Origin of the sequence: Mycolicibacterium alvei, from assembly GCF_010727325.1 — a bacterium.
Lineage (GTDB): Bacteria > Actinomycetota > Actinomycetes > Mycobacteriales > Mycobacteriaceae > Mycobacterium > Mycobacterium alvei.
The window spans coordinates 5,469,035-5,493,958 of record NZ_AP022565.1; the positions used below are offsets into that span (position 1 = coordinate 5,469,035).

At 65.4% G+C, this 24,924-nt stretch carries 28 protein-coding genes; 11 read left to right on the top strand and 17 right to left on the bottom strand.

What is annotated here, in order from left to right; all coding sequences use genetic code 11:
* Nucleotides 1-4 precede the first annotated feature (4 nt).
* The 3 genes from G6N44_RS26200 (at nt 5) to G6N44_RS26210 (ending at nt 2,483) form a co-directional block, all read left to right on the top strand.
* On the top strand, nt 5-748 hold the full coding sequence (locus tag G6N44_RS26200; protein ID WP_197907477.1) for an SDR family oxidoreductase: 744 nt from the start codon (nt 5-7) through the stop codon (nt 746-748).
* A complete protein-coding gene (locus tag G6N44_RS26205) occupies nt 745-1,977 on the top strand; it encodes a cytochrome P450 (RefSeq protein ID WP_235682881.1) in 1,233 nt (410 codons plus the stop codon). The genes G6N44_RS26200 and G6N44_RS26205 overlap by 4 nt, the downstream gene beginning before the upstream one ends.
* Nucleotides 1,978-2,099: 122 nt before the next feature.
* On the top strand, nt 2,100-2,483 hold the full coding sequence (locus tag G6N44_RS26210; RefSeq protein WP_163669077.1) for a limonene-1,2-epoxide hydrolase family protein: 384 nt from the start codon (nt 2,100-2,102) through the stop codon (nt 2,481-2,483).
* Here G6N44_RS26210 and G6N44_RS26215 read toward each other — a convergent pair.
* Genes G6N44_RS26215 through G6N44_RS26230 form a run of 4 tightly spaced genes read right to left on the bottom strand, consistent with a single transcriptional unit; the run spans nt 2,467 to nt 6,455 of the window.
* Nucleotides 2,467-3,432, bottom strand: a complete 966-nt coding sequence (locus G6N44_RS26215) for an NADPH:quinone oxidoreductase family protein (RefSeq protein WP_163669079.1) — start codon at nt 3,430-3,432, stop codon at nt 2,467-2,469. The two genes, G6N44_RS26210 and G6N44_RS26215, sit on opposite strands and share 17 nt — an antisense overlap.
* Nucleotides 3,429-4,418 (bottom strand): phosphotransferase family protein, encoded by a 990-nt coding sequence (locus G6N44_RS26220; RefSeq protein WP_163670374.1) that lies wholly within the window; start codon nt 4,416-4,418, stop codon nt 3,429-3,431. Before G6N44_RS26220 ends, G6N44_RS26215 begins: the two co-directional genes overlap by 4 nt.
* Nucleotides 4,419-4,477: 59 nt before the next feature.
* The gene (locus G6N44_RS26225) at nt 4,478-5,779 is read right to left on the bottom strand and encodes an acyl-CoA dehydrogenase family protein (RefSeq protein WP_163669081.1); all 1,302 of its coding nucleotides are present in this window, start codon (nt 5,777-5,779) and stop codon (nt 4,478-4,480) included.
* Nucleotides 5,780-5,795: 16 nt separating this feature from the next.
* Nucleotides 5,796-6,455, bottom strand: coding sequence for a TetR/AcrR family transcriptional regulator (locus G6N44_RS26230; RefSeq protein WP_163669083.1), 660 nt, complete (start codon nt 6,453-6,455; stop codon nt 5,796-5,798).
* Between the two features lie 64 nt (nt 6,456-6,519).
* Here G6N44_RS26230 and G6N44_RS26235 point away from each other — a divergent pair, with 64 nt between their 5' ends.
* The 5 genes from G6N44_RS26235 to G6N44_RS26255 all read left to right on the top strand — a co-directional run bounded on the left by G6N44_RS26235 (nt 6,520) and on the right by G6N44_RS26255 (nt 10,131).
* Nucleotides 6,520-7,272, top strand: coding sequence for an SDR family NAD(P)-dependent oxidoreductase (locus tag G6N44_RS26235; RefSeq protein WP_163669085.1), 753 nt, complete (start codon nt 6,520-6,522; stop codon nt 7,270-7,272).
* Between the two features lie 137 nt (nt 7,273-7,409).
* The gene (locus tag G6N44_RS26240; RefSeq protein ID WP_163670376.1) at nt 7,410-8,690 is read left to right on the top strand and encodes a cytochrome P450; all 1,281 of its coding nucleotides are present in this window, start codon (nt 7,410-7,412) and stop codon (nt 8,688-8,690) included.
* Nucleotides 8,690-8,884 carry a ferredoxin gene (locus tag G6N44_RS26245; protein ID WP_163669087.1) on the top strand — a complete coding sequence of 65 codons (195 nt, stop codon included), beginning with the start codon at nt 8,690-8,692 and terminating at the stop codon, nt 8,882-8,884. The genes G6N44_RS26240 and G6N44_RS26245 overlap by 1 nt, the downstream gene beginning before the upstream one ends.
* A gap of 16 nt (nt 8,885-8,900) precedes the next feature.
* The gene (locus G6N44_RS26250; RefSeq protein WP_163669089.1) at nt 8,901-9,197 is read left to right on the top strand and encodes a DUF1330 domain-containing protein; all 297 of its coding nucleotides are present in this window, start codon (nt 8,901-8,903) and stop codon (nt 9,195-9,197) included.
* A gap of 13 nt (nt 9,198-9,210) precedes the next feature.
* A complete protein-coding gene (locus G6N44_RS26255; RefSeq protein WP_163669091.1) occupies nt 9,211-10,131 on the top strand; it encodes an LLM class F420-dependent oxidoreductase in 921 nt (306 codons plus the stop codon).
* An 86-nt stretch (nt 10,132-10,217) separates the two neighbouring features.
* Here G6N44_RS26255 and G6N44_RS26260 read toward each other — a convergent pair whose 3' ends face one another.
* From G6N44_RS26260 to G6N44_RS26300, 9 genes are all read right to left on the bottom strand, one after another.
* On the bottom strand, nt 10,218-10,985 hold the full coding sequence (locus G6N44_RS26260) for an alpha/beta fold hydrolase (RefSeq protein WP_163669093.1): 768 nt from the start codon (nt 10,983-10,985) through the stop codon (nt 10,218-10,220).
* 2 nt (nt 10,986-10,987) lie between these two features.
* Nucleotides 10,988-11,188, bottom strand: a complete 201-nt coding sequence (locus G6N44_RS26265; protein WP_163669095.1) for a ferredoxin — start codon at nt 11,186-11,188, stop codon at nt 10,988-10,990.
* Nucleotides 11,188-12,390: a cytochrome P450 gene (locus G6N44_RS26270; RefSeq protein ID WP_163669097.1), complete on the bottom strand. Its 1,203-nt coding sequence runs from the start codon at nt 12,388-12,390 to the stop codon at nt 11,188-11,190. Before G6N44_RS26270 ends, G6N44_RS26265 begins: the two co-directional genes overlap by 1 nt.
* A gap of 148 nt (nt 12,391-12,538) precedes the next feature.
* Nucleotides 12,539-13,327: an NAD(P)-dependent oxidoreductase gene (locus G6N44_RS26275; protein ID WP_163669099.1), complete on the bottom strand. Its 789-nt coding sequence runs from the start codon at nt 13,325-13,327 to the stop codon at nt 12,539-12,541.
* A complete protein-coding gene (locus G6N44_RS26280; protein ID WP_163669101.1) occupies nt 13,327-14,145 on the bottom strand; it encodes an NAD(P)-dependent oxidoreductase in 819 nt (272 codons plus the stop codon). The genes G6N44_RS26275 and G6N44_RS26280 overlap by 1 nt, the downstream gene beginning before the upstream one ends.
* On the bottom strand, nt 14,145-14,981 hold the full coding sequence (locus G6N44_RS26285; protein ID WP_163670378.1) for an alpha/beta fold hydrolase: 837 nt from the start codon (nt 14,979-14,981) through the stop codon (nt 14,145-14,147). Before G6N44_RS26285 ends, G6N44_RS26280 begins: the two co-directional genes overlap by 1 nt.
* A 48-nt stretch (nt 14,982-15,029) precedes the next feature.
* Nucleotides 15,030-16,688 (bottom strand): thiolase C-terminal domain-containing protein, encoded by a 1,659-nt coding sequence (locus G6N44_RS26290; protein WP_163669103.1) that lies wholly within the window; start codon nt 16,686-16,688, stop codon nt 15,030-15,032.
* A 112-nt stretch (nt 16,689-16,800) separates the two neighbouring features.
* Nucleotides 16,801-17,022: a ferredoxin gene (locus G6N44_RS26295; protein WP_163669104.1), complete on the bottom strand. Its 222-nt coding sequence runs from the start codon at nt 17,020-17,022 to the stop codon at nt 16,801-16,803.
* Entirely contained in the window at nt 17,019-18,308 is a 1,290-nt protein-coding gene (locus G6N44_RS26300; protein ID WP_179964446.1) for an NADH-ubiquinone oxidoreductase-F iron-sulfur binding region domain-containing protein, read from the bottom strand. Before G6N44_RS26300 ends, G6N44_RS26295 begins: the two co-directional genes overlap by 4 nt.
* A gap of 33 nt (nt 18,309-18,341) precedes the next feature.
* On the opposite strand from G6N44_RS26300, the gene G6N44_RS26305 reads away from it, so the two are divergent.
* A complete protein-coding gene (locus G6N44_RS26305) occupies nt 18,342-18,815 on the top strand; it encodes a hypothetical protein (protein WP_163669108.1) in 474 nt (157 codons plus the stop codon).
* A gap of 5 nt (nt 18,816-18,820) precedes the next feature.
* Here the strand turns inward: G6N44_RS26305 and G6N44_RS26310 are convergent, their stop codons facing one another.
* The 4 genes from G6N44_RS26310 to G6N44_RS26325 are packed head-to-tail and all read right to left on the bottom strand — an operon-like array spanning nt 18,821 to nt 22,392.
* Nucleotides 18,821-19,738: an alpha/beta fold hydrolase gene (locus G6N44_RS26310; protein WP_163670380.1), complete on the bottom strand. Its 918-nt coding sequence runs from the start codon at nt 19,736-19,738 to the stop codon at nt 18,821-18,823.
* A 23-nt stretch (nt 19,739-19,761) separates the two neighbouring features.
* On the bottom strand, nt 19,762-20,154 hold the full coding sequence (locus tag G6N44_RS26315) for a Rieske (2Fe-2S) protein (RefSeq protein ID WP_163669110.1): 393 nt from the start codon (nt 20,152-20,154) through the stop codon (nt 19,762-19,764).
* A complete protein-coding gene (locus tag G6N44_RS26320) occupies nt 20,154-21,308 on the bottom strand; it encodes an amidohydrolase family protein (protein ID WP_163669112.1) in 1,155 nt (384 codons plus the stop codon). Before G6N44_RS26320 ends, G6N44_RS26315 begins: the two co-directional genes overlap by 1 nt.
* A gap of 19 nt (nt 21,309-21,327) precedes the next feature.
* Complete coding sequence (locus G6N44_RS26325) at nt 21,328-22,392, bottom strand: amidohydrolase family protein (RefSeq protein WP_235682882.1); 1,065 nt, start codon at nt 22,390-22,392, stop codon at nt 21,328-21,330.
* 329 nt (nt 22,393-22,721) lie between these two features.
* Here G6N44_RS26325 and G6N44_RS26330 point away from each other — a divergent pair, with 329 nt between their 5' ends.
* A complete protein-coding gene (locus G6N44_RS26330; RefSeq protein WP_163669116.1) occupies nt 22,722-23,726 on the top strand; it encodes an acyl-CoA dehydrogenase family protein in 1,005 nt (334 codons plus the stop codon).
* Nucleotides 23,727-24,902 (top strand): acyl-CoA dehydrogenase family protein, encoded by a 1,176-nt coding sequence (locus G6N44_RS26335; RefSeq protein ID WP_163669118.1) that lies wholly within the window; start codon nt 23,727-23,729, stop codon nt 24,900-24,902.
* Nucleotides 24,903-24,924: the final 22 nt, after the last annotated feature.

Here is a 24,924-nt window from a genome sequence, read left to right on the forward strand (position 1 = left end):
TACAGTGCAAGATCAGAAGGTTGTTTTCATCACCGGTGCGGGTTCGGGCATCGGGCGCTCCGCAGCCGAGGCATTCGCCCGCCGTGGCTACGCGGTAGCGCTCGCCGATGTCGACGAGGAGGCCGGAGCCAAGGTCGAAGCGGAGCTGAGTCATTGGGGTGCTTGTACGTTCGTGCCGTGTGACGTGACCGACGATGGGAGCGTCGCGGACGCGGTGGGCCGTACGGTCGCGCTGTACGGTCGCCTCGACGCGGCATTCAACTCGGCCGGCGTCGACGGCGAGCATGGCAAACTGACGGCCGAGGGCTCGATGGCGAACTGGAACCGGGTGATCGCCGTCGACCTCACCGGTACCTGGTCGTGCATGCGACATCAGATCCCCCCGATCATCGAGGCGGGCGGCGGAGCGATCGTCAACTGCGCGTCGGTAGCAGGGTTGCGGGCCGCACCCACCGTGTCGGCCTATACCGCCGCCAAGCACGGTGTGGTCGGGTTGACCAGGGTGGCTGCGCGGGAGTACGCGAGTCAGGGTCTGCGGATCAACGCGATCTGTCCCGGCACCGTCGACACCCCGATGTTCCGCGAGTCGATGTCGCCCGCAGTGATCGAAAACCTGCTCAACGCAGCACCTATCGGCCGTCTCGCCGAGGCCAGCGAGATCGCCGATATCGCACTGTGGTTGTGCGATGACGCTCCCGGCTATCTGACCGGCCAGGCCATCGCGGTGGATGGGGGTATGGGAGCGTGACCGGTGCAGAAGGGATTCAGGTGTCCACACAACAGGTAGTGCCCTCCGACGACGTGTATTACGACCCATACGACCTCGACATCAACCGCGACCCGTATCCGACCTTTCGCAGGCTTCGGGATGAGGCGCCGCTCTACTACAACGAGCGGCATGACTTCTATGCGGTGAGCCGCCACGAAGACGTAGCGAAAGGGCTGTCGGACCGCAACACGTTCAAGTCGAGCCGCGGCAACATCCTCGAACTGATCAAGTCGGGCATGGAGATGCCGCCAGGGCTGGTCATTTACGAGGATGCGCCCACCCACACAATCCACCGCAAGCTGGTGTCGAAGATGTTCACGCCGAAGACGGTGGCGTCGCTGGAGCCGAAGATTCGGGCGTTCTCGGCGGCCTGCCTGGACCCGCTGGTGGGCACTGACCGGTTCGACCTCATCGCCGAATTCGCTGCTCAGATGCCGATGCGGGTCATCGGCATGCTGCTCGGTATCCCCGAGGAGGATCAAGAGCAGATTCGCGACCGCAGCGATGCGAACCTGCGGGTGGCCCCCGGCAAGGCGATGAAGTTCAAGCAGGACACCCTGGTTCGGGGCGGGGTGTTCGCCGACTACCTCGACTGGCGGGTGGACAACCCGTCCGACGACATCATGAGCGAGTTGCTGCACCTTGAGTTCGAGGACGAGACCGGCACCCAGCGGCGATTGACCCGCGATGAAATCCTGGCCTACGTCCAGGTCGTCGCCGGCGCGGGTAATGAAACCACCACGCGGCTGATCGGCTGGACGGCCAAGGTGCTGGCCGAATACCCCGATCAGCGTCGCGAACTCGTCGAGGACCGTTCGTTGATCCCGAATGCCGTCGAGGAGATCCTGCGTTTTGAGACACCTGCTCCGCATATCGGCCGATTCGTCGCGCTGGACACGGAGTTTCACGGTCAGGCTGTTCCAGCCGGCAGCGCGATTCTGTTCGTGGCGGGCGCCGCCAATCGCGACGACCGGGTCTACGCAGACCCCGACCGCTTCGACATCCACCGCAAGGTCGCTTCGCCGCTCACCTTCGGGATGGGCGCGCATTTCTGCCTCGGTGCGGCACTGACCCGACTCGAAGGGCGTATCGCGCTCGAGGAGATGCTGACCCGCTTCCCGGAATGGGACGTCGACCTCGCGGCCGCAAATCTATCTCCCACATCCACCGTCAGGGGCTGGGAGCAGCTACCGTTACTCATTTCATGAGCGAATCCATCAGTGCCGGTCGGTGATTGCAGTACACCGACGGCTAGGCAAGAAATTCGACCGACATTACGACCACTGGAGTAAATGTAAATATGTTGTCACAACGGGCCGACGGGAAAATGATGACCGCTGAGGAAATCGTGCGTGCCGAGATCGCTGCGTGGGGTCGCAACGACGTCGACGAGGTGATGAGCCACTTCGCCGAAGACGCCACCTTCGACATCGGGCCGGACTGGCCGAAGCTCTCCGGGCACGAGGCGATCCGCGAGATGATGAAGGTGTTCTTCGCCGGCGGGAACTGTGTCGACCTCAAAGTCCTGTACCTGGCCGTCGACGGTGATGTGGTGCTGATGGAGCGTACCGATTACTGGCTCGTGGAAGGTAAGCAGATGAGCTGGCCGGTGATGGGCGCTTACGAGGTGAAAGACGGGAAGATCACGGCCTGGCGGGAGTACTTCTACCCACCCAAGGATCTTGGGGTGGACGGTGCTAGCGCACCTGAATGACCACTTTCCCCACCGCTTTCCCGGAGGCGACTTCGCGTAGCGCACCGGTGGTCTCCGCCAGCGGATAGACCGCGCCGATGTGCGGCTTCACCTTTCCGGTGGCCAATAGCTCTCCCAGTTCGGCCTCGTTGCGGGTGAACTCGTCCGGGGCGATGTCCTGGAATTGAAAGCCCAGCACCTGAATCCCTTTGACCAGCACCAGGTTCAGCGGGATACGGGGGATGACGCCCGAGGCGTAGCCGATCGTCACGAACCGGCCGCCGCGGCGCAGTGTCCGCAACGCGGGCTCCGACAGGTCCCCGCCGACTGGATCGAGGACCGCGTGGGCGCCGTCGGGCAGCGCCTCCCGTAGGGCTGCACGCAGGTCGCCCCGAGTGTGGTTGATCAGCGAAGCCGAACCGTATTGTGCTGCGGTGGAGAGCTTTTCATCAGAGGAGGCCACTGCGGTCACGCGGGCGCCCAGCGCCGTCGCGAGCTGGACCGCTGCCAAACCGACGCCGCCGCCGGCGCCGAGCACGATCACGTCGTCGCCGGGTTCGACCCGTGCCGCCGAGCGCAGCGTGTGATGCGCGGTGCGGTGCGCGACTCCGAACGCGGCCGCAACGCGTTCGTCCACCCCGTCGGGTATCCGGGCCAGCCCGGCGGGAGGAACGCATACCTGTTCGGCGAACGCACCGAACAATCCGGTGCCGGTCACCCGGTCGCCCACGGTGAAACCATCAGTGTCACTGGCCACTTCGGTCACCACCCCGGCGAACTCGCTGCCTGGGATGAACGGCACCGGCACCGCGATCTGGTACTGGCCGGCGACGAGCAGCACGTCGGGAAAGTTGACCGCGGCTGCACCGACCTGAACCCGAACCTGGCCGGAAGCGAGCAGGGGAGTGGGGAGTTCCTCGATGCGGACCACCTCAGGTGGGCCGTATTCGGGGCAGACGGCGGCCTTCACCGGTAATCGGTGGATTCGGCGAGGTCAGCGGCGGACTGCATCAGTTCGGTGACCACCGGACCGAACGCCAGCAACTTCTCGTCGTCGCCGGCCCGCTGAAAGCCCTGCTCCAGCACGATCGCCAGCTTCCACTTGGCGAGCACCAGGTAGTAATCGAGGTCGTCGACCTGACGTCCGGACACCTTGGCGTAGTGCGCCACGACGTCGTCACGCGACGGCATCCCGCGCATGTCGACGTAACCCATCTCCGATAGTGCCGGGTTGTCCGTGTCGGAAGGCCAGCTCTGCACCATCCAGCCCAGGTCCAGTTTCGGATCCCCGACGGTACCCATCTCCCAGTCCACGATTGCGGCCATCGTGGCCGGGGCGCCGTGTCGGTACATCACGTTGGCGAACTGGTAGTCCCCGTGCATCAGGCCCGGAATGAAATCGAGTGGCTTGTGGGCACGTAGCCAGTCCGTGGCCACCTCAAGCCCGGGCAACTCACGGTTCTTGATCCGTTCGAGGAATCCGATCCAGCGAGAGACCTGGCGTTCGTGGAAGCCGTCGGGCCGACCGAGATCACCCAGCCCTTTTGCCTGCCAGTCGACCTTGGACAGCAGCGCAATTCCCTCTGCCAGTTGATAACTCAAACCTGGACGGGTGCTCATATCGGTGTTGAACGGCTCTGGCCAGCGGCCGTGGGTGTCCATCGGGGACCAACCGTCGACGAATCCCATCAGATAGAACGGCCGGCCGAGCACCTGCGGGTCGGCGCACACCCCGACCGCGGCGGTGTGCGGGACGTCGGTTCCGTCGAGCGCCTCGATGATCCGCCATTCCCGCAGGATGCCCTTGTCCCGGTCCGGTGGTGCGCCCGCCGGCGGCATCCGCAGAACACAGGAATGCTCGCCACGGCGGATCTCGTAGATGACGTTCTGGGTTCCGCCGGACAGGAAGCGGGCCTCCAACGGCTCGCCCTTGCCCGCCAGTCCGGCGTCGTCCATCCAATCGGCAAGGCGCGCAGTATCGAGGCCGCGCACGAGAGGAGCGGAATCAGATTGCGTCACAGGTTGCCTACCTCAGCCTCCAGGAACTCGGCGAACTTCGCCTTCGCGGCTTCCCGCTTGCGGGGGATCCACTCGGTGGGCCAGGTGTCGGTGGTCGGCTGGTAGTTGCGCAACACCTGCCGGGCCACCGTGGTCTTGTGCACCTCGGTCGGGCCGTCGGCCAGGCCCATCACCGCGGCACCGGTGACCATGCCGAGGAAGGGCATCTCGTTGGTGACGCCGAGCGCGCCGTGGATCTGCATTGCGCGCCAGGCGATGTCGTGCAGCACGGTGGGCATCGCGACCTTGACCGCGGCGATATCCTTGCGGACCTTCTTGTAGTCGTTGTATTTGTCGATCTCCCACGCGGTATAGAGCACCATCAGCCGGAACTGCAGCAACTGGGTATAGGAGTCGGCAATGTACCCCTGGACGAACTGCTTGTCCGACAGGCGACTGCCCTGGGTCTCTCGGCTCAGCGCGCGTTCGCACATCATGTCCAGCGCCTTCTGAGCCAGGCCGATCGTGCGCATCGCGTGGTGGATCCGGCCGCCACCCAACCGGGTTTGCGCGATCACGAAGGCCTGTCCCTCGCCGCCCAGGAGGGCTTCAGCGGGGACCCGGACGTTGTCGTAGTGGATCAACGCATGGCTGCCCTCGTTGTCGGGTTCGCCGTACAGTCCGACGTTGCGGACGATCTTGACGCCAGGAGTGTCGGTGGGCACCAGGAACATCGACATACCCTGATAGGCACTGACCTCAGGATTGGTGACCACCATGACGATCAGGAACGACGCTGTTGCGGCGTTGGAGGAGAAGAACTTCCAGCCATTAATAACCCAGTCGTCCCCGTCGCGTACCGCGCTGGTGGTGAACAGTGTCGGGTCCGCCCCCGCATGCGGTTCGGTCATTGAGTAGCAGGAGAACAGCTCACCCTCGAGCAGTGGATGCAGGTACTGCTTCTTCTGCTCCTCGGTGCCGTAGTGCGCGATGATCTCGGCATTTCCGGTGTCGGGCGCCTGACAGCCGAACACGATCGGGGCCCATTGCGAGCGGCCCAGGATCTCGTTGAGCAGCGCCAGCTTGAGCTGTCCGTATCCCTGCCCGCCCAGTTCGGGGCCTAGATGGGTGGCCCACAAACCCTTTTCGCGCACCTGTGCCTTGAGCGGGTCGATCGCCTCCCGGCGCTTGCCCTCCAGTTGGGTGAATTGCAGGTGCGGCCAGGCCAGATCGAGTGGCTCGATCTGTTCGGTCACGAATTCGTCGGCCCAGTCCAGCAATTCCTGGTACTGCGGGTCGGTCTCGAAATCCCACGCCATCGGGGGTCCTCCGAATCTATTTGTTGGGAATGGTGTTGAAGCCGGTGATCATCGCGTCGATATCGCGTGCGACGAGCTTGGTGAACGAGCGGTCGCCGAAACTGCCGCCGGCCCAGTGCCGGACGCCCTCGCTGACCAGGATCTGGGCCAACCGGGACAGGTGGGTCACATCGACGTGCTTACCGAGCTTGCCGTCAGCCTGGGCCCGGGCGAACAATTCGCCGAACATGTCGGCGTCCTGTGTGTCCGGATCGACGTCGCCGGCCAGGATCCGGTGTTCGTGTCGGTACCCCTCCAGGATCGTCTCGACGATCAGATCGGGTGGATTGCGTGCCATCGACCGTTCCAGGCTGCGCAGTGCTTCGGTAACGACGGCCATCATGTCGTACTCACCGGCCAGCAACGATTTCACCCGCTTTTGCGCCAGTCGGGTGGAGGTCAGGCCCACCTCGAACAGCACATCCTCCTTGGCCGGGAAATAGAAGTAGAACAACGCCCGGGACACCCCGGCCGCCCGGCAGATGTCGGCGACGGTGGTCTTGGCATAGCCGTTCGTGCGCCAGAGCGCCATTGCGGCCTGGACCAGATCGCGTTTGGTCTTGGTAGACCTTGCGCGTTGGTAGGAGGCGCGACGCTGACCACCGTCAGTCCTCGATTCCGCTGCCGTCCTGGCCATTATCGGACTCTAACAGGAGAATTGATCGTTGCAAATAGTTGACGTGTGTATAACTATCGGCGGTATGGAAACACCGCTGCAGGGTCGACGCGTACTGGTCACGGGTGGGGCCACCGGAATCGGGGCCGCCGCGATCGAGGTGCTGACGCAGGCCGGCGCCGACGTGGTGGGCACCTATCACCGCACGCCGCCGCCGGAGTCCTCGTCGGCGACCTGGGTGCAGTGCGACGTGCGTGACGCCTCCGCGGTGGATGCAATGGTCGCCTCTGCGGTCAACACCATGGGGGGCCTGGACGTGCTGGTACACGCGGCCGGTCTGTGGCAGCCCGGTGTTCCGGGCCAGATCTCCGCTGCCGACATCGACCACCTCGTCGACATCAATCTCAAGGCCACGATCTTCACGAACCAGGCCGCGTACGCCGCCATGCGTGCGACCGGCGGCCGGATCATCAACTTCGGATCGGCCGAGGCCGTGATGGGCAGTCCGATGTCGGCGGTCTATGCCGCGACCAAGGGTGCGGTGCAGGCCTGGACCCGATCGGCCGCCAAGACCTGGGCTGCCGACCGGGTCACTGTGGTGGCACTCGCGCCGGCCGTCCAGACCCCGGGTGCGCAACGCCTGCGGGACTTCCTCGGGCCCGAGATCGCCGAGATCGTCGACCAGCAGATGAAGATGACGATTCCGATCGGCGGGGCGCTGGGTGATCCGGCTGCGGATCTGGGGCCGGTACTGGTGTTCCTGGCCGGGTCGGGGTCGGGATTCATCACCGGTCAACTGATCCCCGTCGATGGTGGGCTGTTGATGCTCGGCGGGTAGCGGGCGGAAATCCTATTCTTGCTGCTTATCGCTGATAGGTTGGGGTCCGACGTTGACGCACACCCGGTGCTGTGGAAATCTACTATTCATAGATGAGAGTCACATTCTCATGTGTGTGGCAGGAACGGGAGCAGCAGATGACCATCGACCCAACCGGTATCGATTTTTTTCGCGATGAACGATTGGTCGACGACCCGTACCCGTTCTTCGCGGCGCTGCGGGACAAGTGCCCCGTCACCCGTGAAGACCATTACAACGTCACCATGGTGACGGGCTGGGACGAAGCGGTGCAGGTCTACAACGACGAGGAGACCTTCTCGTCGTGCCTGTCGGTCACCGGACCGTTCCCGGGCTTCCCGGTTCCGTTGGAGGGACGCAGTGCCGAAGAGGTCACCGCGCTCATCGACAAGCATCGCAACGAACTGCCGTTCAGCGATCAGTTGCCGACGCTGGATCCGCCGACCCACACCGATCATCGCTCCTTGTTGATGCGGCTGATCACGCCCAAGCGCCTCAAGGAGAACGAGGACGCGATGTGGCAGTTGGCCGATGAGGTGCTCGACGACTACCTGGGGTCGGGTGGGGGCGAGTTCATCAAGGGCTTCGCCGGTCCGTTCACTCTGCTGGTGATCGCCGACCTGCTCGGCATTCCCGACGAGGACCGCGAAGGTTTCGTCAACGGCATCAAGCAGAATTCCGGCGGCGGCATCGGCAGCACCAGCAAGGAGTCGCTGTCGCACAGCCCGCTGGAATTCCTCTACGGGCAGTTCTCCGACTACGTGTCGGATCGTCGGGCCAATCCGCGTGGCGACGTTCTGACAGGTCTGGCCGAGGCCACCTTCCCGGACGGCAGCATCCCCGATGTCGGCGATGTCGCGCGGGTGGCGACCAACGTCTTCTCGGCCGGCCAGGAGACCACGGTCCGACTGCTCAGTACCGCGCTGAAGATCCTTGGTGAGCAGCCGGAGATCCAGCAGCGAATTCGCGCCGACCGCAGCCTGATTCCGAACTTCATCGAGGAGGCGCTGCGGATCGAGAGCCCGGTCAAGGGCGACTTCCGGCTGTCGCGCTGCCCGGTGACCATCGGCGAAACCGAGTTGAATGCCGGCACCACGCTGATGGTGCTCAACGGTGCGGCCAACCGCGATCCGCGACGCTTCGAGGATCCCGACACGTTCGACCCGGCCCGGAAGAACGCCCGCCAGCACCTGGCTTTCGGCCGGGGCATCCACAGCTGCCCCGGCGCCCCGTTGGCGCGCGCCGAAACGCGGGTCGGCATCGAACGATTGCTCGACCGGACTACCGACATCCGCATCTCCGAGGCCAAGCACGGCTCGGACGGCGACCGGCGCTACAACTACATCCCGACCTTCATCCTGCGCGGCCTGACCGAGCTGCATCTGGAGTTCGACAACTGATGCGCGTCCGGGTTGATGAAGACCGTTGTGCCGGCCACGGCATGTGCCTGACCCTGTGCCCCGAGGTCTTCGAGATGTCGGACGACGGTTGGTCGGTGGCCGATCCGGAAGAGGTTCCGGCCGGCCTGGAGGGCGCGGCGCGCGAGGCGATAGACAACTGCCCGGAACGGGCGATCAGCGAAATCAACGAGTAGATAAGGGTTTTTCGATATGGCATCTGCCAAGGGCTACGTGATCCTCACCGAGGACGTCAAGGACCCGGCCGGTATGGCTGAGTACGGCAAGCTTGCATCGAAGGCAATGGCCGGTGCGACCATCGTGGCGGTCGACCAGAAGCCCGAGGTGATCGAGGGGGCCTGGCACGGTACGCAAACCGTGGTGCTGGAGTTCGAATCGGTCGACGCCGCCCGTGAGTGGTACTACTCCGACGCCTACCAGGCGGCCGCCAAGGTGCGCCAGGGTGCCGCGGAGTGCAACGGCATCATCCTTTCCGGCTTCCCTTCCTGACCCGGCGGCCGCAATGCGGTACAGCATCACGTATCCGATGCACACCCACCCGTACCACCCGGATCTGGTGAGTGGCAGCGGGGTTGCCGCGATGGCCGCTGCGGCCGAGGCCGCGGGTTTCGACGGCTTCGGGTTCACCGACCATCCCGCGCCGTCGCAACGCTGGCTCGACGCCGGCGGTCACGATGCGCTGGACCCGTTCGTGGCCATGGCATTTGCCGCGGCGCACACCACGACCCTGCGTCTGGTGCCCAACATCGTGGTGCTGCCATATCGGAATCCGTTCGTGGTGGCGAAATCCGGTGCCAGCCTGGACCTGCTGTCCGGTGGCCGGTTCACGCTGGCCGTCGGAGTCGGCTATCTCAAGCGGGAATTCGCCGCGCTGGGGGTCTCGTATGACGAGCGCGCCGCTGTGTTCGACGAGGCTCTCGAGGTGATCCGCGGTATCTGGACCACCGATGACTACACCTTCGAGGGCAAGAACTTCAGCGCCCGCGGTATCACCGCCCATCCGCGGCCGGCGGCGAGCCCGCATCCGCCCATCTGGATCGGCGGTAACACCACTGCCGCGCGCGCCCGGGTGGCCAGGCACGGTGACGGCTGGTGTCCGTTCGCCGCTCCGCCCGGTCTGGCCAAGACTGCGGGCACCGCGGCGATCGACTCGCTCGATGCACTGGCCGCCGGGATCGAGGACCTGCGGGCCCGGCTGGCCGCTGCCGGTCGCGATCCCGACGGAATCGACATCGTGTTCAACAACTTCGAGGGCGGTAACCCGGGCGCCGACGATTTCAATGCCGACGCGTACCTGGCCGGCGCGGACAAGCTCGCCGCGCTGGGGGTCACCTGGCTGCACGTCACCCTGCCCGGTGACAGTTTGGCCCACGCGCTGGAGGCCACCGAGAAATTCGGCGAGACGGTGATCGCCGCCGCGTAGTCCATTCCCGCCGACTTCGACGTTGGGGTCGTGATAGTTCGATCGAAGCAACCGCGGTGTCGAAAACGGCGCAGTGGGAACGGGAGTCAGGCCGGTGTCAACGCGGCAATCGGCGTGGTCGTCGTGGCGTGCACCAGCAGTTCGGCCAGCTCGCGCGGGCAGCTCAGGAAGGGTGAGTGGGACGCGTCGATGGTGAGCTGCTCGACACCGAGGCGTTGCGTCACGGTGTCGGCCAGCCAGCGCGGCATCGAACGGTCCTGGGTGCAGCGGATGAAACTGCGGGGCAGATCGGCCGCCCAGAATTGTGGCACCGACACCGGCGTGACCGTGGTGTCGCCGAACCGCTCGGGGCCCAGACGAGCGAAAGCCCAACGGGCCGTTGCCTCGTCGCAGTCGTGGTAGAAGTAGCGCCACGCGCCGTCGAAGTCGGCGAAGTGCATCGCGCCTTCCTCGTCGAAATGCAGGTGGCCCAGCATCTCGCCGACGTCTCCGTCGAATTCGCCGCCCAACTCGTCTTCGGCCGAACGCATGGCCATCGCCTCGGGATAGGTCCGGCCTTCCCGGGGCAGCGCGGCCGCCAGATACACAATGTGGCCCACCAACTCCGGGGCCGCATCGGCAGCGAGTGTGGCGTCGAAACCACCGCCGGAATGTCCCACCAGCACATCGCCGGGTTGCATGACTTCGAGGATCGCGGCGCGGCGGTTGGCCAAGGTTGATTCCTCGGCTACCCGGGCGCCGTGCCCGGGCAGGTCCACCGCGACGCCGTCGTGACCCAGACTCTGCAACTCGGCGATGGTGCGTTCCCAGCACCAGGAGGCATGAAAGCCGCCGTGCACCAGGACAAACCGCACGACTACTCGTCGACGATCGAGATGGCCTGCCGGGGGCATTGCCGGACCGCTTCGCGGATCAGCGCCTCGTTCTCCGGCGTGACATCTTCCTGCAGGATGTGGAGGTAGTCCTGATCGTCGAGGTCGAACACCTCGGGGATGATCCCCATGCAGACGGCGTTGCTCTCGCAGATCTCGAAGTCGACGTGAACTTTCTTCGCCATCACCTCAACACCCTCACCGGCACGTGCGAGTAACCCGCGACATTCTGCATGTGAACTCGTTGCAGCTCATCCCATTTCACCTCGTAGCGAGGCATGAAGTCGAGCAGCTTCTCCAGCGCGATGGCGCTCTCCATCCGGGCCAGCGCGGCGCCGAGACAGCTGTGGATGCCGTAACCCAGCCCCAGGTTCTGTGCCTCGGTGCGGTCACGGTCGATATCGAACGTGTCGGCGTCGGTGAACGCGTCGGGATCGCGATTCGCCGCGGCGCTGATCAGGAAGACCGCCTTGCCCGCCGGGATGGTGCCGCTGGGCACATGAGCTTCCTTGAGGGTGTAGCGGACGTTGTACTGCACCGGGCCTTCGTAACGCAGCAGCTCCTCGACGGCGGCCGGGACCTTCTCCCGGTCGTCGAGCAGCTTCTGCCACTGCTCGGGGTTGCGGGCGAACAGCACCATCGCGGTACCGACGAGCTTGGTGACGGTCTCGGCGCCGGCACCACCGAGCAGGGTGGCGAATCCGGTGATCTCGATGTCGTCGAGGCGGCGCATCTGACCGTCCTCGCCCGGGATCTCCGCGGCGATCAACCGGCTGATCATGTCGTCCTGCGGGTTCTCCCGGCGCTTCTGCACCAGCCCGTAGTAATAGATCCCGGTGTCGATGTTGGCCTGCATCCCGGCCTCGGAGTAACCGATCTGCCCGGGTTCGCGGGACAGGCTGGTATCGATCCAGTGCCGGACCTGCTGACGGTATTCCGGATCGACGCCGGCCATCCGGGTGATGACCTCGACCGGGAACGGACCCGAGAAATCCTGGACGACATCGAACTCGTCGGAGTCGATCAGTCCGAGGTGATGATCGATCTGCTCGACCACGGTGTCGCGCTGGGACTGGATCATGCGCGGGGTGAACGCCTTGTTGAGCAGACTGCGCATGTGCCGGTGATCGGGCGGGTCCATGAAGATGATGGACTTCTGCGGCGGTTCGTCGCTCTGCACCATGGCCAGATCGCAGCCACGTGACGAGGAGAACGCCTCGTGATCCTTCAGTGCCGCCGACACGTCCTCATGTCGGGTCAGGGCATAGAAGTCGGAGTCCTCGTTGTAGTACAGCGGCGCATCCTGGCGCATCCGCCGGTACATGTCGAACGGGTTGTTGAAGAACTCTTCGGAGAACGGATCGAAGATCACCTGGGCCTTGGTCATTCGCTGGCTCCTCCTTCGCGGCGGGCTGGACCGGAAGCGCTGTGAAACGTTACGGGAATCTGTTGAACTGTAACGCTAACAGTAAACCCTGTCGGAGTGTTTGAAAAGCGTAAAATATGCGCTGATCAGGACGTGACGGTAGGTCGGGTCACTTGAGTGCGGCGTCGAGCAGATTCTCGAGGCGGCCGAGGTCGCTGTCCAGTTCAGACACTGTCCTGCGGACCACGGCCACGTCCTTGCCGATGAACTCGCCGACCCGGGCGATGAATGCGTCCGCGGAGCCGGTGGCGGCGATACCGGCGAGTGCGCGGCTCGCAGCGCTGCCGTGGGTGAGCGCGGTCAGCAGCGTCGCCTCGTCGACACCCAGTCGATCACCCAGCCGCACGCCTTCGGCCACCGCGCCGATCTGCGCGGCGAACAGTGCGTTGTTCACCAGCTTCACGCGTTGACCGGCGCCGACCGGACCGACGTGCAATACCGGATCGGCATAGGCCGTCAGCACTTCGCGGGCCCGGGCCACCGCGCCCTCGTCGCCGCCCGCGAACACCGTGACGGTCCCGGCCGCGATGTCGTGCGGTCCGCCGCTGACCGGGGCATCGATGACCGCGATGCCGCGAGCGGCCCCACGCTCGGCGAGGACCTCGACGGTGCGGGGGCTGCCGGTGGTGTGCAACACCAGCACCGCGCCTTCCGGCATCTCGTCGATCAGGTCCGGGCAGAGGTCCCTGACCTGATCATCGGTGAACACGCAGACGATCACCACCTCGGCCTCGCTGACGGCCTCGCGCGGCGAGGACACCGGCTCCGCACCGAGTTCGGCTACCGCAGAGCGCTTTTCGTCATCTCGACCCAGAGCCCGCACCTGGTGTCCGGCGTCGACCAGGCGGCGCACCATCGGTGCGCCCATCCGTCCGGCGCCGATGAAACCGACGCGCATCAGCGGGGATGGTTCATGATGGCCAGGGCATTGTCCGCCGCGTCAAACACAGCCCCCTGCGGGGCCGAGGCGTCGTCGGCCAGGCTGGCGGCATGCCTGCAGTCTTTCTGCAGCAGCGCGCCGGCGATCGGCGCCAGGTTGTCCAGCGTCCCGCCGAACATCGCGATGCTGTTGAGTGCCTTGCTGGTGGCCGAACCGCGCGAGATCACCTCGCACAATGCCTGGCGTGGAACACCCAGCGCCTCGCCGAGTTCCAGTGCGCTCATGGCCGCACCCAGGTTGGCGCTGAACAGCAGGTTGTTCAGGATCTTGGCGACCTGACCCGCGCCGACCCCGCCGAGGTGCACGATCGGGTCGGCGTAGGTGGCGAACACCGGCCGCACCCGCTCGACGACCTCCTCGTCGCCACCCACCATCACCAGCAGGGTGCCGGCCGAGGCTGCGGGTTCACCGCCGCTGACCGGGGCGTCGATGACCGTAACGCCTTGTTCGGCAGCCTGTTCCGCGATCTCGCGACAGGTGTCGGGGTGCACCGTGGAGTGAATGGCGACGATACCGCCGGGGGCCAGGCCAGCCAGCACACCGGTTTCACCGTCGAGCACCTGGCGGACGTCGTCGTCGCCCACTACACACAGGCACACCAGGTCGCTGGCGGCGGCCAGTTCGGCGGGCGAGCCCGCGGTCTTGGCGCCGGTGTCGGCGAAGGGTTCCAGGGAGGCCGGGCGTCGGGCCCACAGCGTGGTCTCGAATCCGCCCTCGACGATCCGCCGGGCCATCGGCGCCCCCTGGCTGCCCAGCCCGATAAATCCGACTCGCATCAACCTGCCTCCACTTCCATGTCGCTGCGGGCGCGATCCGCCACGCACTCATCGGCAAATGACAACACCCTGCGGTGATAGAACTCGGCGGTCAGTCCCACACTGAGGTTGTGGCCGCTGTCGGCAAGTTCGCCGGTCTGCACCCGCGGTGCGGCGCTGAACATCGCACCGATTGCGGCCAGGGCCTCGGGATCGGCTTCCCAGACGTTCTCATACTCGCCGGCGAGAAACTGCACCGGAACCCTCGTCTGCCCGGCCAATGCCGGAAATTCCTGCCGTGCCCAGGATTTGATGACATCGCCCTCGTAGGCGGTGCCGCCCGCGGACAACCCGGCGCCGATCACGTCCGGCGGGTACAGCCGGGCCGGTTCCCACAACAACCCGCGCAGGCCGCGCGGCCGGTTCTGCGGCGAGGCATCTTTGAGTAGTTCCTGCGCGGCCGGGTGGTACCGGCGGCCGGTTCCGGCCAACGAGACACCGAGTACCTCTGGCCGGTGCACCGCCAGGTGCATGGCCAGCTCGCAGCCCATCGAATGGCCCAGGACGAACAGGTCTGCCGCACCGCCGATGCGCTGAATTGCCCCCAACGCCAACGCGACCCGCTGTTCGGCTCGCTCCATGGCGTCCGGGTAGGCCGCCGACGCGCCGTAGCCGGGGCGGTCCAGTGCGATCACGGTGTACCCGTGATCGACTGCGCTGCGCAGCAACGACAGCTCGGGGTGGCCGGGGCAGTCGAAGTAGGCCGACGTGGTGGCCCCGCCGTGCAACGCGACGACGACGGCGCGTGGATCGGGAGACTCGGCGACCAGGGCCGACATCGGGACGCCGTCGACCATCACCACCCTGGGATGTGGATCGGCCTTGTTCGCCTTCGATGTCACGGCCTAGTCGTCCCTGCGCATCAGCAGAACACCGCTGGGGGTCAGGCCACCGCTGCTGGCCACCGCGACACGGGCGTTCGCGACCTGACGCTCACCGGCCTCACCGCGCAACTGGGTGACGGCCTCGTGGATCAAGCCCATTCCGTGGGTGCGCCCGTGGGAGAGCTGGCCGCCGTGGGTGTTGAGCGGGATGATGCCGTCGCGGGCGATGTTGTGGCCGCCGTCGAGGAAGTCCTTGGATTCGCCGATGCCGCAGAAGCCCAGGCCCTCCAACCAGGACAGACAGTTGAAGCTGAACCCGTCGTACAACTCGGCGACATCGACATCGCTGGGGCGCAACGAGGTTCGCGACCACATGTGTGCGCTCTGGCCCAGCACCTGCGGCTCGTGGGTGAGCGTGGTCTGGTCCCAGTCGAGCCGTTCGATGATCTGAGTACCCACCGCCTCGAACAGGATCGGCGGTTTGGGCAGATCGCGTGCGGCGTCCACGGCTGAAACGATGACGGCCACCGCTCCGTCGCACGGCACGTCGCAGTCGTACAGGCCGAACGGCGTCGTGATCATGCGGGCCGACAGGTAGTCGTCCATCGTCATCGGATCGCGGTAGATGGCCGTCGGGTTCAGCGCGGCGTTGGCGCGCTGGTTGAGTGCGATCCAGCCCAGCGTCTCCCGTGTCGTGCCGTACCGGTCGAAGTGGCGACCGGCGTTCTGCGCCAACGTGTGTGCGGCCGAGGTGGACCCGAACGGATGCTGCCAGTTGTCGCTGCGGCCCCCCATCGGAGGGGACATCTTGCCCTCCTTGACCAGCTGGCCGAACGTCGCCTCCCACAGCGTGCGGAAGCACAGCACGTGGCGCGCCATGCCGGTGGCTACGGCCATCATGGCCGCGATCACCGATCCGCCCGGGCCGAAGGTGTCCATGCCGCCGTTTATCCAGGTGGGTCGCAGCCCGAGCGCACCCTCCAGCGCGGTTACACCGCCTTCGCCCATGCCGGCGATCGCCAGGCCAGGGTAGGTGGACAGGCCATCGATGTCGTCGAACGTCAAACCGGCGTCCGCAACCGCTCTTTCGGCAGCGTCGATGGTCAGCGACAGCGGCGGCACCATCTGCCGACGACCGATCTTCGACATCCCGATCCCGGTGATGGCCGAGTGGTCCTCGAACTTCGTCTTGGTGAGCATCGGCCGGACGTACTTGGCGACGTCCTGGGGTGCGACGGGTTCGGCGACCATCGGAGGGGCCGGCGTGGAGTCTGCTGCCGGTTTGAAGACCGGCAGCCAGACGTCTTCGATGTGCTGGAAGTCGACCTCCACGGGCATGCCGAGTTTGAGGTCGTCGAAATCGCAGTCGACGATGTTGGTCGTCAACCGGACCCGCGGATCCTCGGCGATGGCGACCTCGGCCACCACATACGGCGGCGGCAGGTCGGGGAACCCGAACCGGTGGTTGACCGTGAAACCGGCCAGCGATGCGCGCCCCGACACGTCGCGCACACCCATGTTGTGGCTGCGGCAGTATCGGCAGATCGGCTGCGGCGGATGGATGAGGGCGCTGCAGTCCTGGCACTCCTGGATTCGCAGCACCCCGTCGGCGCCCGCGGTCCAGAAGTACTCGTTGAGCGTGGTAACCGTCGGGAGCGGACGTCCCGGTATCTGTGACAACTCGACTCCGGTGGTAAGCAGGTTATTCTCTGTGGAGAATCACGTTACCAGTTTCCGGGATGGGTGATCCAGAGCTCATCTTTCGAATCTTGGAAATCTTGCGAGCTGGGCCTCAACCTGCCTCGCGCTCGGACCGCGTGTCCTTCAACTCGATGATCGCGTGTACCGGGCAGTCCATCAGCGCACGTCGGACAGCGTCCTCGTCGGCTTCGGGGATGTTGCCGTCGCCCTGAAGCGAGGCGTACCCCCAGTCGTCCAGCGGGAAGTACTCCGGCGCATGCTTGGCGCACAACCCGAAGCCGTCACACAACGTGCGATCAAGCTTGACCTTCATACCGAGACCACCGCCTCCAGAGATTCCACTTCGTACGGCCGCGCAGCGGTGAACGCACCGGAACGGCAGTTTTGACAGCCATTCTCGAGGTGACGATGTACCTGATCGGGGAACTGCGCCAGCAGGCTGGCCGCCACATTGGCCGCCCCGTCGAGTGTCGCGCAGGCACCGCGCCCGCGCAGCACCACCGACCACCGCGTGAGCCGGTCCAGATCCTCCTGGGTGGCCACGCCGTCCCGCAGGCCGGTCGCCACGGCCGCCATCGCGGCCGTCCCGTTGAAACACGAACCGCATTGGCCGGCGTTCTCGCGATCGAAGTAGGCCAGCACCGAAGCGGCGACCGCCACCGGGCAGTCATCGGTGAGGATGCCGATCGCGCCGCAACCCAGTCCGCTGCCGAGTGCCCGCACGGACTCGTGATCGAGTGTGGCCCCCACGATGTCGTGGTTGACCAACCCGGCGAAGTACCCGCCCATCAGCGCCCCGCGGACGTTGTCGGGGGACACCCCGTGCAGGGTCAAGAGATCGGCGAAGGCGATGCCGTGGGGAAGCTCGTACAGGGCCGGCGCGCGACCGGCCCCGGTGATCGTGGCCAGGAAGGTCCCGGGGGAGCCTTCGGTGCCCAGTTCGCGGAACTCCTGCGCGCCGTGCCGGTGCAGATAGGCCAGGTGCGCCAGCGTCTCGACATTGCTGATCAGCGTCGGTTTGCCGGCCACCCCCTCCTCGAACGGGCGCGGTGGCTTGTCGGTGGGTTTGGCCGGACCGCCGTTGACGACGTGTACGGCCGCCGTCTCTTCACCGGCCACGTAACCCGGAGTGACGGTGAGCAATTCGACGGCCACCCCATCCAGGTCGCCGGGGAGTTCGTCGAGCGCACGAGCGACACTCGCGGCGGCCGTCGGATCCGATACGTACACCACGGCGCGGTCCGCACCGACGATCCCGGCCGCCAGTCGGAGGCCGTCCAGCACCGCGTGCGGACGGTTGCGCAGCAACCAGCGGTCCTTGATCGAGGCCGGCTCGCCCTCTTCGCCGTTGGCGATCACCACGGCGCCGCAGGCTTCTCGTCCGTTGTCGCGCACCGTACCCAGCTTCACCGCCAGCGGGAAGGCTGCGCCGCCCCGGCCGAGCAGTCCGCCGGCCCGGACCTCGGAAAGCAGGTGTTCCGGATCGGCCAGGGGGGCATAGCCTCCCGACTGCTCATAGTCGGAGAGGCCTTCTGGCCCGTCGCGTAGCAGGCGCGGGGTGATCCCCGGCCATGCGGCGACCGTCAGTTCGGCTGTCATGGTCACATCCCGTCCCCGGTTAGGCTTACCGGCATGAGAACTGCGGTGGTGCGCGTCGGTGTGGACCCGGCCGGTGAGCTGGGGGCCCAGGAGCTATCCGACGGCATGGCAACGCTTCGTGAGTTGCTGGGTGAAGTTGGGGCCGAGGTGCTGGACAACCAGCTCGCCGGACTGCCCGCCCAGCGTCGCGAGGTCGAGGTGCTGATCGCCGGTGACGACGCACCAGAGTTGCAGGTTGTCGCGATAGAACTGTGTGCCAAGGCGTTTGGCACTACTCCGACGGCGGGGGTGGTCACCTTCGTCAGTCGCGGCACCGACGAGGATGCTCGCGGCGTGCTGGCCGGGTTCGGCCTGTCCGGTGACATCACCCGGTCCGTCGACGGCGACGGCTGGGATGTGGTGACGGTGACTCTGGACAAGGCCGACCTGGAACGCATCCCGGAAAGCCGCATCCACACCGCCCTGGAGGCCTCGCTGAACTGCGAGGTGCACATCCGGACGGTCTGATCCGTTCACGAGTCCAGGAACTCGAGGATCGCCGGGGCCGCCTGCACCCAGGTGTCGAACATGTTGAACCGCTTCACCTTTCCCGCCGCCCGGTCCTCACCGGCGCGCTCCCAGGCATCTTCGGGCCACGGCGGGTCGATCAGCTTGGAACCCTTGATCAGGCAGCTGACTTCGAGAGAGGTGCGCTTGGGGTGGTCCATGTCGTTCTCGCCGCCCCGGATGATCAGCGTCGGCACGGTGATGTTGTCGAACATCTCGTCCTCGACACCCGGGATGGTCTGACCCGGCTTCGGCACGAACGCATTGAGCCAGCGCAGCATCAGCTTGAGGAACCCATCGGAGTCCTGGGCCAGGATGCGGTCGCGGTTCACCGGGTTCTCCGCGCTGAGGGCTTTCCATTCATCAACGGCAGAAACGGCTTTCATGCCTGCCCCGCGCACCGCCAGAATGCTCGGCACGATGTAGTAGGACCCCAGTACGAACGATCCGTACACGCCGCCGACGATGTTCCAGACCACGAGCTTGGTGACGATCTCGGGGTAGAGCATTGCGGTGAGCATCGAATCGCGGGCCCCGCCGGAACCGCCGGCGAGGATGCACGGACCTATGCCCAGCTTGGTGATCAGTGCCGACAGCGTCTCGGCACGCATGTGCGATTCGCTCTGTCCGTAGAACTGGACATCGGAGCGGCCACAATTGGGCCGGTCCCACAGCAGTACCCGGTAGCCACCCTTGACGAGGGCCTGCGCCAGCGGACGCAGGCCCGGGATGTCCTTACTGAACCGACCGCCCGGGGTCAGGGCGATGAAATCGCCGGTTTTTCCCAGGATCTCGTAGACGACGTTGCCACCGTTGATCTCGATGCTCTTCTCGCCCCGCTTGAGTTCCGGGGTGCCCAGGGGCAACTGAATTTCACGCGACATCGATGATCCGCTCGTAAGCTCGCTCATGCCATCACCAACACTTCTTCTCCGACCACACGGACCGGGTAGGTACGGATACTCCATTCGGGCTTCACCGCGGTGGTGCCGGTCGCCAACTCGAAACCCCACTGGTGCCAGGGGCAGAAGATGTATTCCTTGTCGCGGACCATCACCGCGTCACCGGGCACGTCCTCGTCGACCACCGTGCGGCCACGGGTACGGCCCGAGCACAGTGGACCGCCCTCGTGCGGGCAGTAGTTGGCGATCGCGTAGAAGGTGCCGTTGACGTTGTAGACACCGACGCCGTGGCGGCCGATCGGAACCAGTTTATGTGAGCCGGGCGGGATTTCGTCGACGGTGGCGACGACGTGCTCGCGTCCCTGCGCGAGCCGGGGGCGCTTGTCGGGTTCGCTCATCAGAAGACCCGCACCTGCCCCTCAAGGACCGGCACGGTCTCGGGCAGCTTGTAGGTCTCGATACCGTTGCGGAACATGATGGCCTCGCGAGCATGTTCGGGCAGGTGCTTGACCAACCAGCGGGGATCGTCGAACGTCCAGTGCGGGTAATCGCTGGAGAACAGCAGAATCTTCTCGCACTCCATCCACTCGAACGCCCGCGACAGCTCGGTCTTGTCCTCGGGATAGTCCAGCGGCTGCGTCGAGAACTTGATGTGGTCCTTGACGTATTCACTCGGCTTGCGCTTGATGTCCATCCAGCTCTTGCGCTGTTCGTAGATGGCGTCCATGCGCCACATCAGCGGCAGGATCCACGTGAACGCGTGCTCGATGAACACAATGCGCAGGGTCGGGAACCGGTCGAACACCCCGTCGAAGATCAGGCTCATCACCTGGTTGGCCGCCAACAACGAGTAGCTGACCATGAAGTCGTGGTTGTAGCTGGGCAGGCCCACCGGCGGCAGTGGCAGGTTCTCGAACTCGCCGCGAGACAGATGGCAGCTCACGGTGATGTCGTGCTTGGTGGCCGCGGCCCACACCGGGTCGTACTTCGGATCGCCCCACGACGGACGCGGCTCGGCCTTGATCAGAACCTGCGCCATGTAGGGGTGTTCGGCCCATTTCTCGATCTCGGCCACAGCCGTTTGCGGCTCCTCGATCGCCACACAGATCGACCCGCGCCAGCGCTCGTGCCAGTTGTTGTGCGGATCCAGCCAGTTGTCGGCGAGCCAGGAGTTGGTAGCGGTGCAGTAAGCCGCGGTGGCTTCGCCGAGGCGGCTCTCGCCGTGCGTCGGCTCCAGGATCGCGATATCGGAGCCGGCCTCCATGATGAGCTGGCGCATCGCCATATCAGGGTCGCTGCAGGCGAATTCACCATCCGGGGGAAACGCGTCCACCCGCATTGCATAGGCGTGTGCGTAATCCGGTGCATCGTAGTAGATCTGGTCACCGACCGGATGGCTCATGAAGAACTTGCTGCGCCAGGGCTCGGGGATGTACTCGAGCAACTCGCCGCGCCGCGGCATGGGGTGGACGTCGGAGTCGACGCATCGGACCGCGATCCGCTCGGCTGCCGGCACCCGTGGGCTGGTCGTGATCGGCCGTGTGGTTGTCATCTGGGTTTCCTCACTGCCTCTACTGTGCCGCAACCGCGGACGCTGAACCGAAATCTGCGAACTCGTTTTCCAGGCCGTACAGCTTGGCGGCATTGCGCCACAACAGCTTCTCGCGCTGTTCCGTGCTGAATGCGCTGGGGATCTCCGGTTCGTTCAGCTGCCAGTGCGGGTAGCTGGAGCCGAACATCACCATGTCTTCCTTGCCGGTGAAGTTCAACCATTCGCCGGCGAACTCGGTATCGCCCGGGCCGTCGAGCGCGCCTTGGATGAAGTACACGTGCCCGGGCAGATAGTCACTGGGCATCTTGGGTGCCCACGGAGTCTGCTCGAGGTGCGGTCGACCGAAGCAATCCATCCGCCACATGAAGGGGGTCAACATGTCTGCGGCGCCGTCGGCCCAGACGAACTTCAGTGTGGGTGTCCGTTCGAACACACCCTCGGCGATCATGTTCATCAGGTGATAGATGTAGTTGAGCGCCATGAAACCCAGGTACTGCTCGTAGGTCCTGGCCTTGCCCGACGGGGTCGGTGCGAATTGGACACCCGCCCCGCCCTCGATGTGTACGGCCACCGGCAGGCCTGCCTCCGCGGCGGCGTCCCACAACGGCCAGAACTGCGGCTTGCCGTAGAGCTCGCGGGACTGCATCGGAATGCCGATCTGCACGACGCGCGGGTGGCCCTTGTATTTGTCGATCTCGCGCAGGGCACCGGCGATGTCGTCGGGGTTGACCCGGATGGTGCCGCGGAACCGCTCACCGTGTTCGTCGTGTTCGAGCCAGCGCGTCACCATCATCGCGTTGTGTGCGGCGGCCAGCGCGGTGCCGAGGTGGCGGTCGGGCATGATGCCCCGCGTCATCGGATGCAGGATCGCGATGTCGACGCCACGATCGGTGAACAGGTGCCGCGCGGTGATGTCGGGATCGGAACCGGGGTACTCGCGGTTGGGTCCCTTGGTGTCCTTGGCGTACTCGCCGCCGGGTGCGCCGTACCAGTTCATCTCGTAATCGGGGAAGCCCCGGCTGGCGAACGGTTCCTTCAGGAAGTTCTGCCGCAGGTCCTTGTTCGAACCGAAGAAGACGTGCACGCTCGCATCAATGACGGGCGCGCTTGTCCCGTCGGGTAGCTGTATGGCCAAGACTGTCCTCCGATATTTGTCCGGAAACGAGTTGTGCACGCACCAGCGACGGCGTGCTGATTGCGCCGGACCTCACTGCCAGTCTAGATCCATATTCTTCTATTGCAAGAACATAGTTCTCCACGCTCCATGGCTCCTTGTCGCAGGTAAGTGCCGGTGCTGGTCGTCTGCATAGCGAGCTACTTTGGAGAACCGGTACTTACTAGAGGAGAAGGTCACACCATAGAAAGAGAATGCTATTCTCCATCCGAACGTGACAGTGCAGCAGGAGGCGGCGGGTGCTACTCGAATTCGATGCCGATCAGCGGCTATGGCAGGAAACCGTGCGCGATGCGGTGACCAAACAGTGCCCGGCCACGCTGGTCCGTGAGGTGGCCGAGCGAGGTGTCGACCCGACACCTCTTTGGCAGAGTTATATCGACCAGGGCTGGACGGAGCTCACCGACTCGGAGAACGCGGTGGAATTGGCCATCGTGCTCGAGGAACTCGGCCGCGCCACCGACCTGACGCCCTACCTGGCGACCATGACGCAGTACGCGCCCCTGGCGGGAGACCGCTTCGACGCGGGCACCGCCGGCGCCGCGGTGTACAGCGGAGTGACGGCCAACCGGGATGCCACCGGTTGGGTGCTGTCCGGAACCGCCCGCCACGTGCTGGACGGCGACCGGGCACAGAACCTCGCGGTGGTGACCGACGGCGGGGTATTCCTGGTCGACGCGGCCAAGGTCTCGGCTAAGCGCACCGCGGTCTTCGACCCGATTCTGCACGCGGCCGAGGTGTCCTTCGACGACGTGCACGTCGATGATGCGGATCGCATTCACGTGGACACCGAGAAGGCACGTCACCTGGCCCTGACCGGCATGGCGGTCACCATGGTCGGTGCCTGTCAGCGGGTTCTCGATCTGGCCCTCGAACACGTCAAGCAGCGTCAGCAGTTCGGTGTGGCCATCGGGTCGTTCCAGGCCGTGCAGCACAAGGCCGTCGACATGCACGTCGCCATCGAACGGGCCCGTGCGCTGGCGTATTTCGCCGCGCTGACCATCGCCGCCGATGATCCACGCCGACGGCTGGCGTCGGCCATGGCCAAGGCTGCTGCCGGGGAGTGCCAGGCAGTGGTGTTCCGTCACGGTCTGCAGCTGTTCGGAGCCATGGGCTTCACCTGGGAGAACGACGTGCAGTTCGCGCTCAAGCGGGCCAAGGCCGGTGAGCTGCTGCTGGGTGGCGCCGCCGAACACCGCGCGCTGATCGCCGCCGAGTACCGCACGACCTACAGGGGACTGTAAATGCAGCTGACATTCGATTCCGATGTCGAGGAGTTCCGCGCCGAGTTCTCCGCGTTCCTCGATGCCAACCTGCCCTCGGAGGCGCAGACACTCGAGCGGCCCCGGTCGGTGTCGCATATGCCGCAGTGGGCCCGCGACTGGCAGCGGTTGCTGTTCGACAACGGCTGGCTACTGCCGGCTCAGCCGCCCGAGTTCGGTGGGTGCAACGCGTCGGTGGTGCAGACCTTCGTCCATCTCGACGAGCTGTGCCGCCGGCGGATCTACCACAGCTTCAACCCCCAGGGCGTCAACATCATTGCGGCATCGCTTCTCACCTTCGGCTCCGAGGAGCAGAAGCAGCGTTGGGCAGTGCCGGTGCTGCGCGGTGAGAAGACCGCCTCGCTGGGCATGAGTGAGCCGAGCGCGGGCTCGGACCTCGCGTCGCTGCGTACCCGTGCCGTCCGGGACGGGGACCATTTCGTCGTCAACGGCCAGAAGGTGTGGACCTCGGGTGCCCATGACGCCGATTGGCTGCTGACCTTCGTGCGCACCGACCCGGATGCGCCGAAGCACAAGGGAATCAGCGTGCTGATCATCCCGACCGACACACCGGGTGTGGTGTGCCGGCCGTTCGCCGACATGACCGGTGAGGAGAACCTCGACTTCAACGAGGTGTTCTTCACCGACGCCCGGGTACCTGCCGAGAACCTGGTCGGCCCGCTCAACGGCGGGTGGGGAGTGGCCAACGGATCGCTGGGGCACGAACGCACCATGATGTGGCTCGGTTTCGCCGATCGAATCGACAACATGCTGGCCGATTTTCATCCGCGCACCGAGTTGGAGCGCGACCAGTACGCCACCACGATCATGGATTACCAGGCGCTGCGGGCAATGGGTTCGGCGGCGCTGGCCAAGGCCTCGCGCGGTGAGATGGACACCGCCTCGGTGTCGGTGCTCAAGCTGTTCGGATCCGAAGCCGAGCGCAACGCGTTCGAGAACGCGCTGACCGCCTCGGGTCCCGACGGGTTGATTCACCCGACCACCTCGGGTCCGTACGAGCACATGAACCTCGACCACTACTTCGCGAGTTGGTTCGAGCGCTACGCCAGAAGCTTCGGCGGCACCATCGCCGGTGGCACGTCCGAGATCCAGCGCAACATCATCGCCACCCAGGTGCTGGGGTTGCCGCGGCGCTGAAACTTCTCTCGGCGAGCAGACG

Coding starts and splice junctions, on each gene's coding strand:
- G6N44_RS26255 (WP_163669091.1), top strand. CDS start 9,211: ATGCGGTACAGCATCACGTATCCGATGCACACCCACCCGTACCACCCG.
- G6N44_RS26320 (WP_163669112.1), bottom strand. CDS start 21,308: ATGACAACCACACGGCCGATCACGACCAGCCCACGGGTGCCGGCAGCC.
- G6N44_RS26220 (WP_163670374.1), bottom strand. CDS start 4,418: ATGGACGACGCCGGACTGGCGGGCAAGGGCGAGCCGTTGGAGGCCCGC.
- G6N44_RS26280 (WP_163669101.1), bottom strand. CDS start 14,145: ATGCGAGTCGGATTTATCGGGCTGGGCAGCCAGGGGGCGCCGATGGCC.
- G6N44_RS26315 (WP_163669110.1), bottom strand. CDS start 20,154: ATGAGCGAACCCGACAAGCGCCCCCGGCTCGCGCAGGGACGCGAGCAC.
- G6N44_RS26235 (WP_163669085.1), top strand. CDS start 6,520: ATGGAAACACCGCTGCAGGGTCGACGCGTACTGGTCACGGGTGGGGCC.
- G6N44_RS26285 (WP_163670378.1), bottom strand. CDS start 14,981: ATGGTCGACGGCGTCCCGATGTCGGCCCTGGTCGCCGAGTCTCCCGAT.
- G6N44_RS26245 (WP_163669087.1), top strand. CDS start 8,690: ATGCGCGTCCGGGTTGATGAAGACCGTTGTGCCGGCCACGGCATGTGC.
- G6N44_RS26300 (WP_179964446.1), bottom strand. CDS start 18,308: ATGACAGCCGAACTGACGGTCGCCGCATGGCCGGGGATCACCCCGCGC.
- G6N44_RS26210 (WP_163669077.1), top strand. CDS start 2,100: ATGACCGCTGAGGAAATCGTGCGTGCCGAGATCGCTGCGTGGGGTCGC.
- G6N44_RS26240 (WP_163670376.1), top strand. CDS start 7,410: ATGACCATCGACCCAACCGGTATCGATTTTTTTCGCGATGAACGATTG.
- G6N44_RS26225 (WP_163669081.1), bottom strand. CDS start 5,779: ATGGCGTGGGATTTCGAGACCGACCCGCAGTACCAGGAATTGCTGGAC.
- G6N44_RS26265 (WP_163669095.1), bottom strand. CDS start 11,188: ATGGCGAAGAAAGTTCACGTCGACTTCGAGATCTGCGAGAGCAACGCC.
- G6N44_RS26295 (WP_163669104.1), bottom strand. CDS start 17,022: ATGAAGGTCAAGCTTGATCGCACGTTGTGTGACGGCTTCGGGTTGTGC.
- G6N44_RS26305 (WP_163669108.1), top strand. CDS start 18,342: ATGAGAACTGCGGTGGTGCGCGTCGGTGTGGACCCGGCCGGTGAGCTG.
- G6N44_RS26310 (WP_163670380.1), bottom strand. CDS start 19,738: ATGTCGCGTGAAATTCAGTTGCCCCTGGGCACCCCGGAACTCAAGCGG.
- G6N44_RS26275 (WP_163669099.1), bottom strand. CDS start 13,327: ATGCGCGTCGGTTTCATCGGCGCCGGACGGATGGGCGCACCGATGGTG.
- G6N44_RS26270 (WP_163669097.1), bottom strand. CDS start 12,390: ATGACCAAGGCCCAGGTGATCTTCGATCCGTTCTCCGAAGAGTTCTTC.
- G6N44_RS26230 (WP_163669083.1), bottom strand. CDS start 6,455: ATGGCCAGGACGGCAGCGGAATCGAGGACTGACGGTGGTCAGCGTCGC.
- G6N44_RS26250 (WP_163669089.1), top strand. CDS start 8,901: ATGGCATCTGCCAAGGGCTACGTGATCCTCACCGAGGACGTCAAGGAC.
- G6N44_RS26335 (WP_163669118.1), top strand. CDS start 23,727: ATGCAGCTGACATTCGATTCCGATGTCGAGGAGTTCCGCGCCGAGTTC.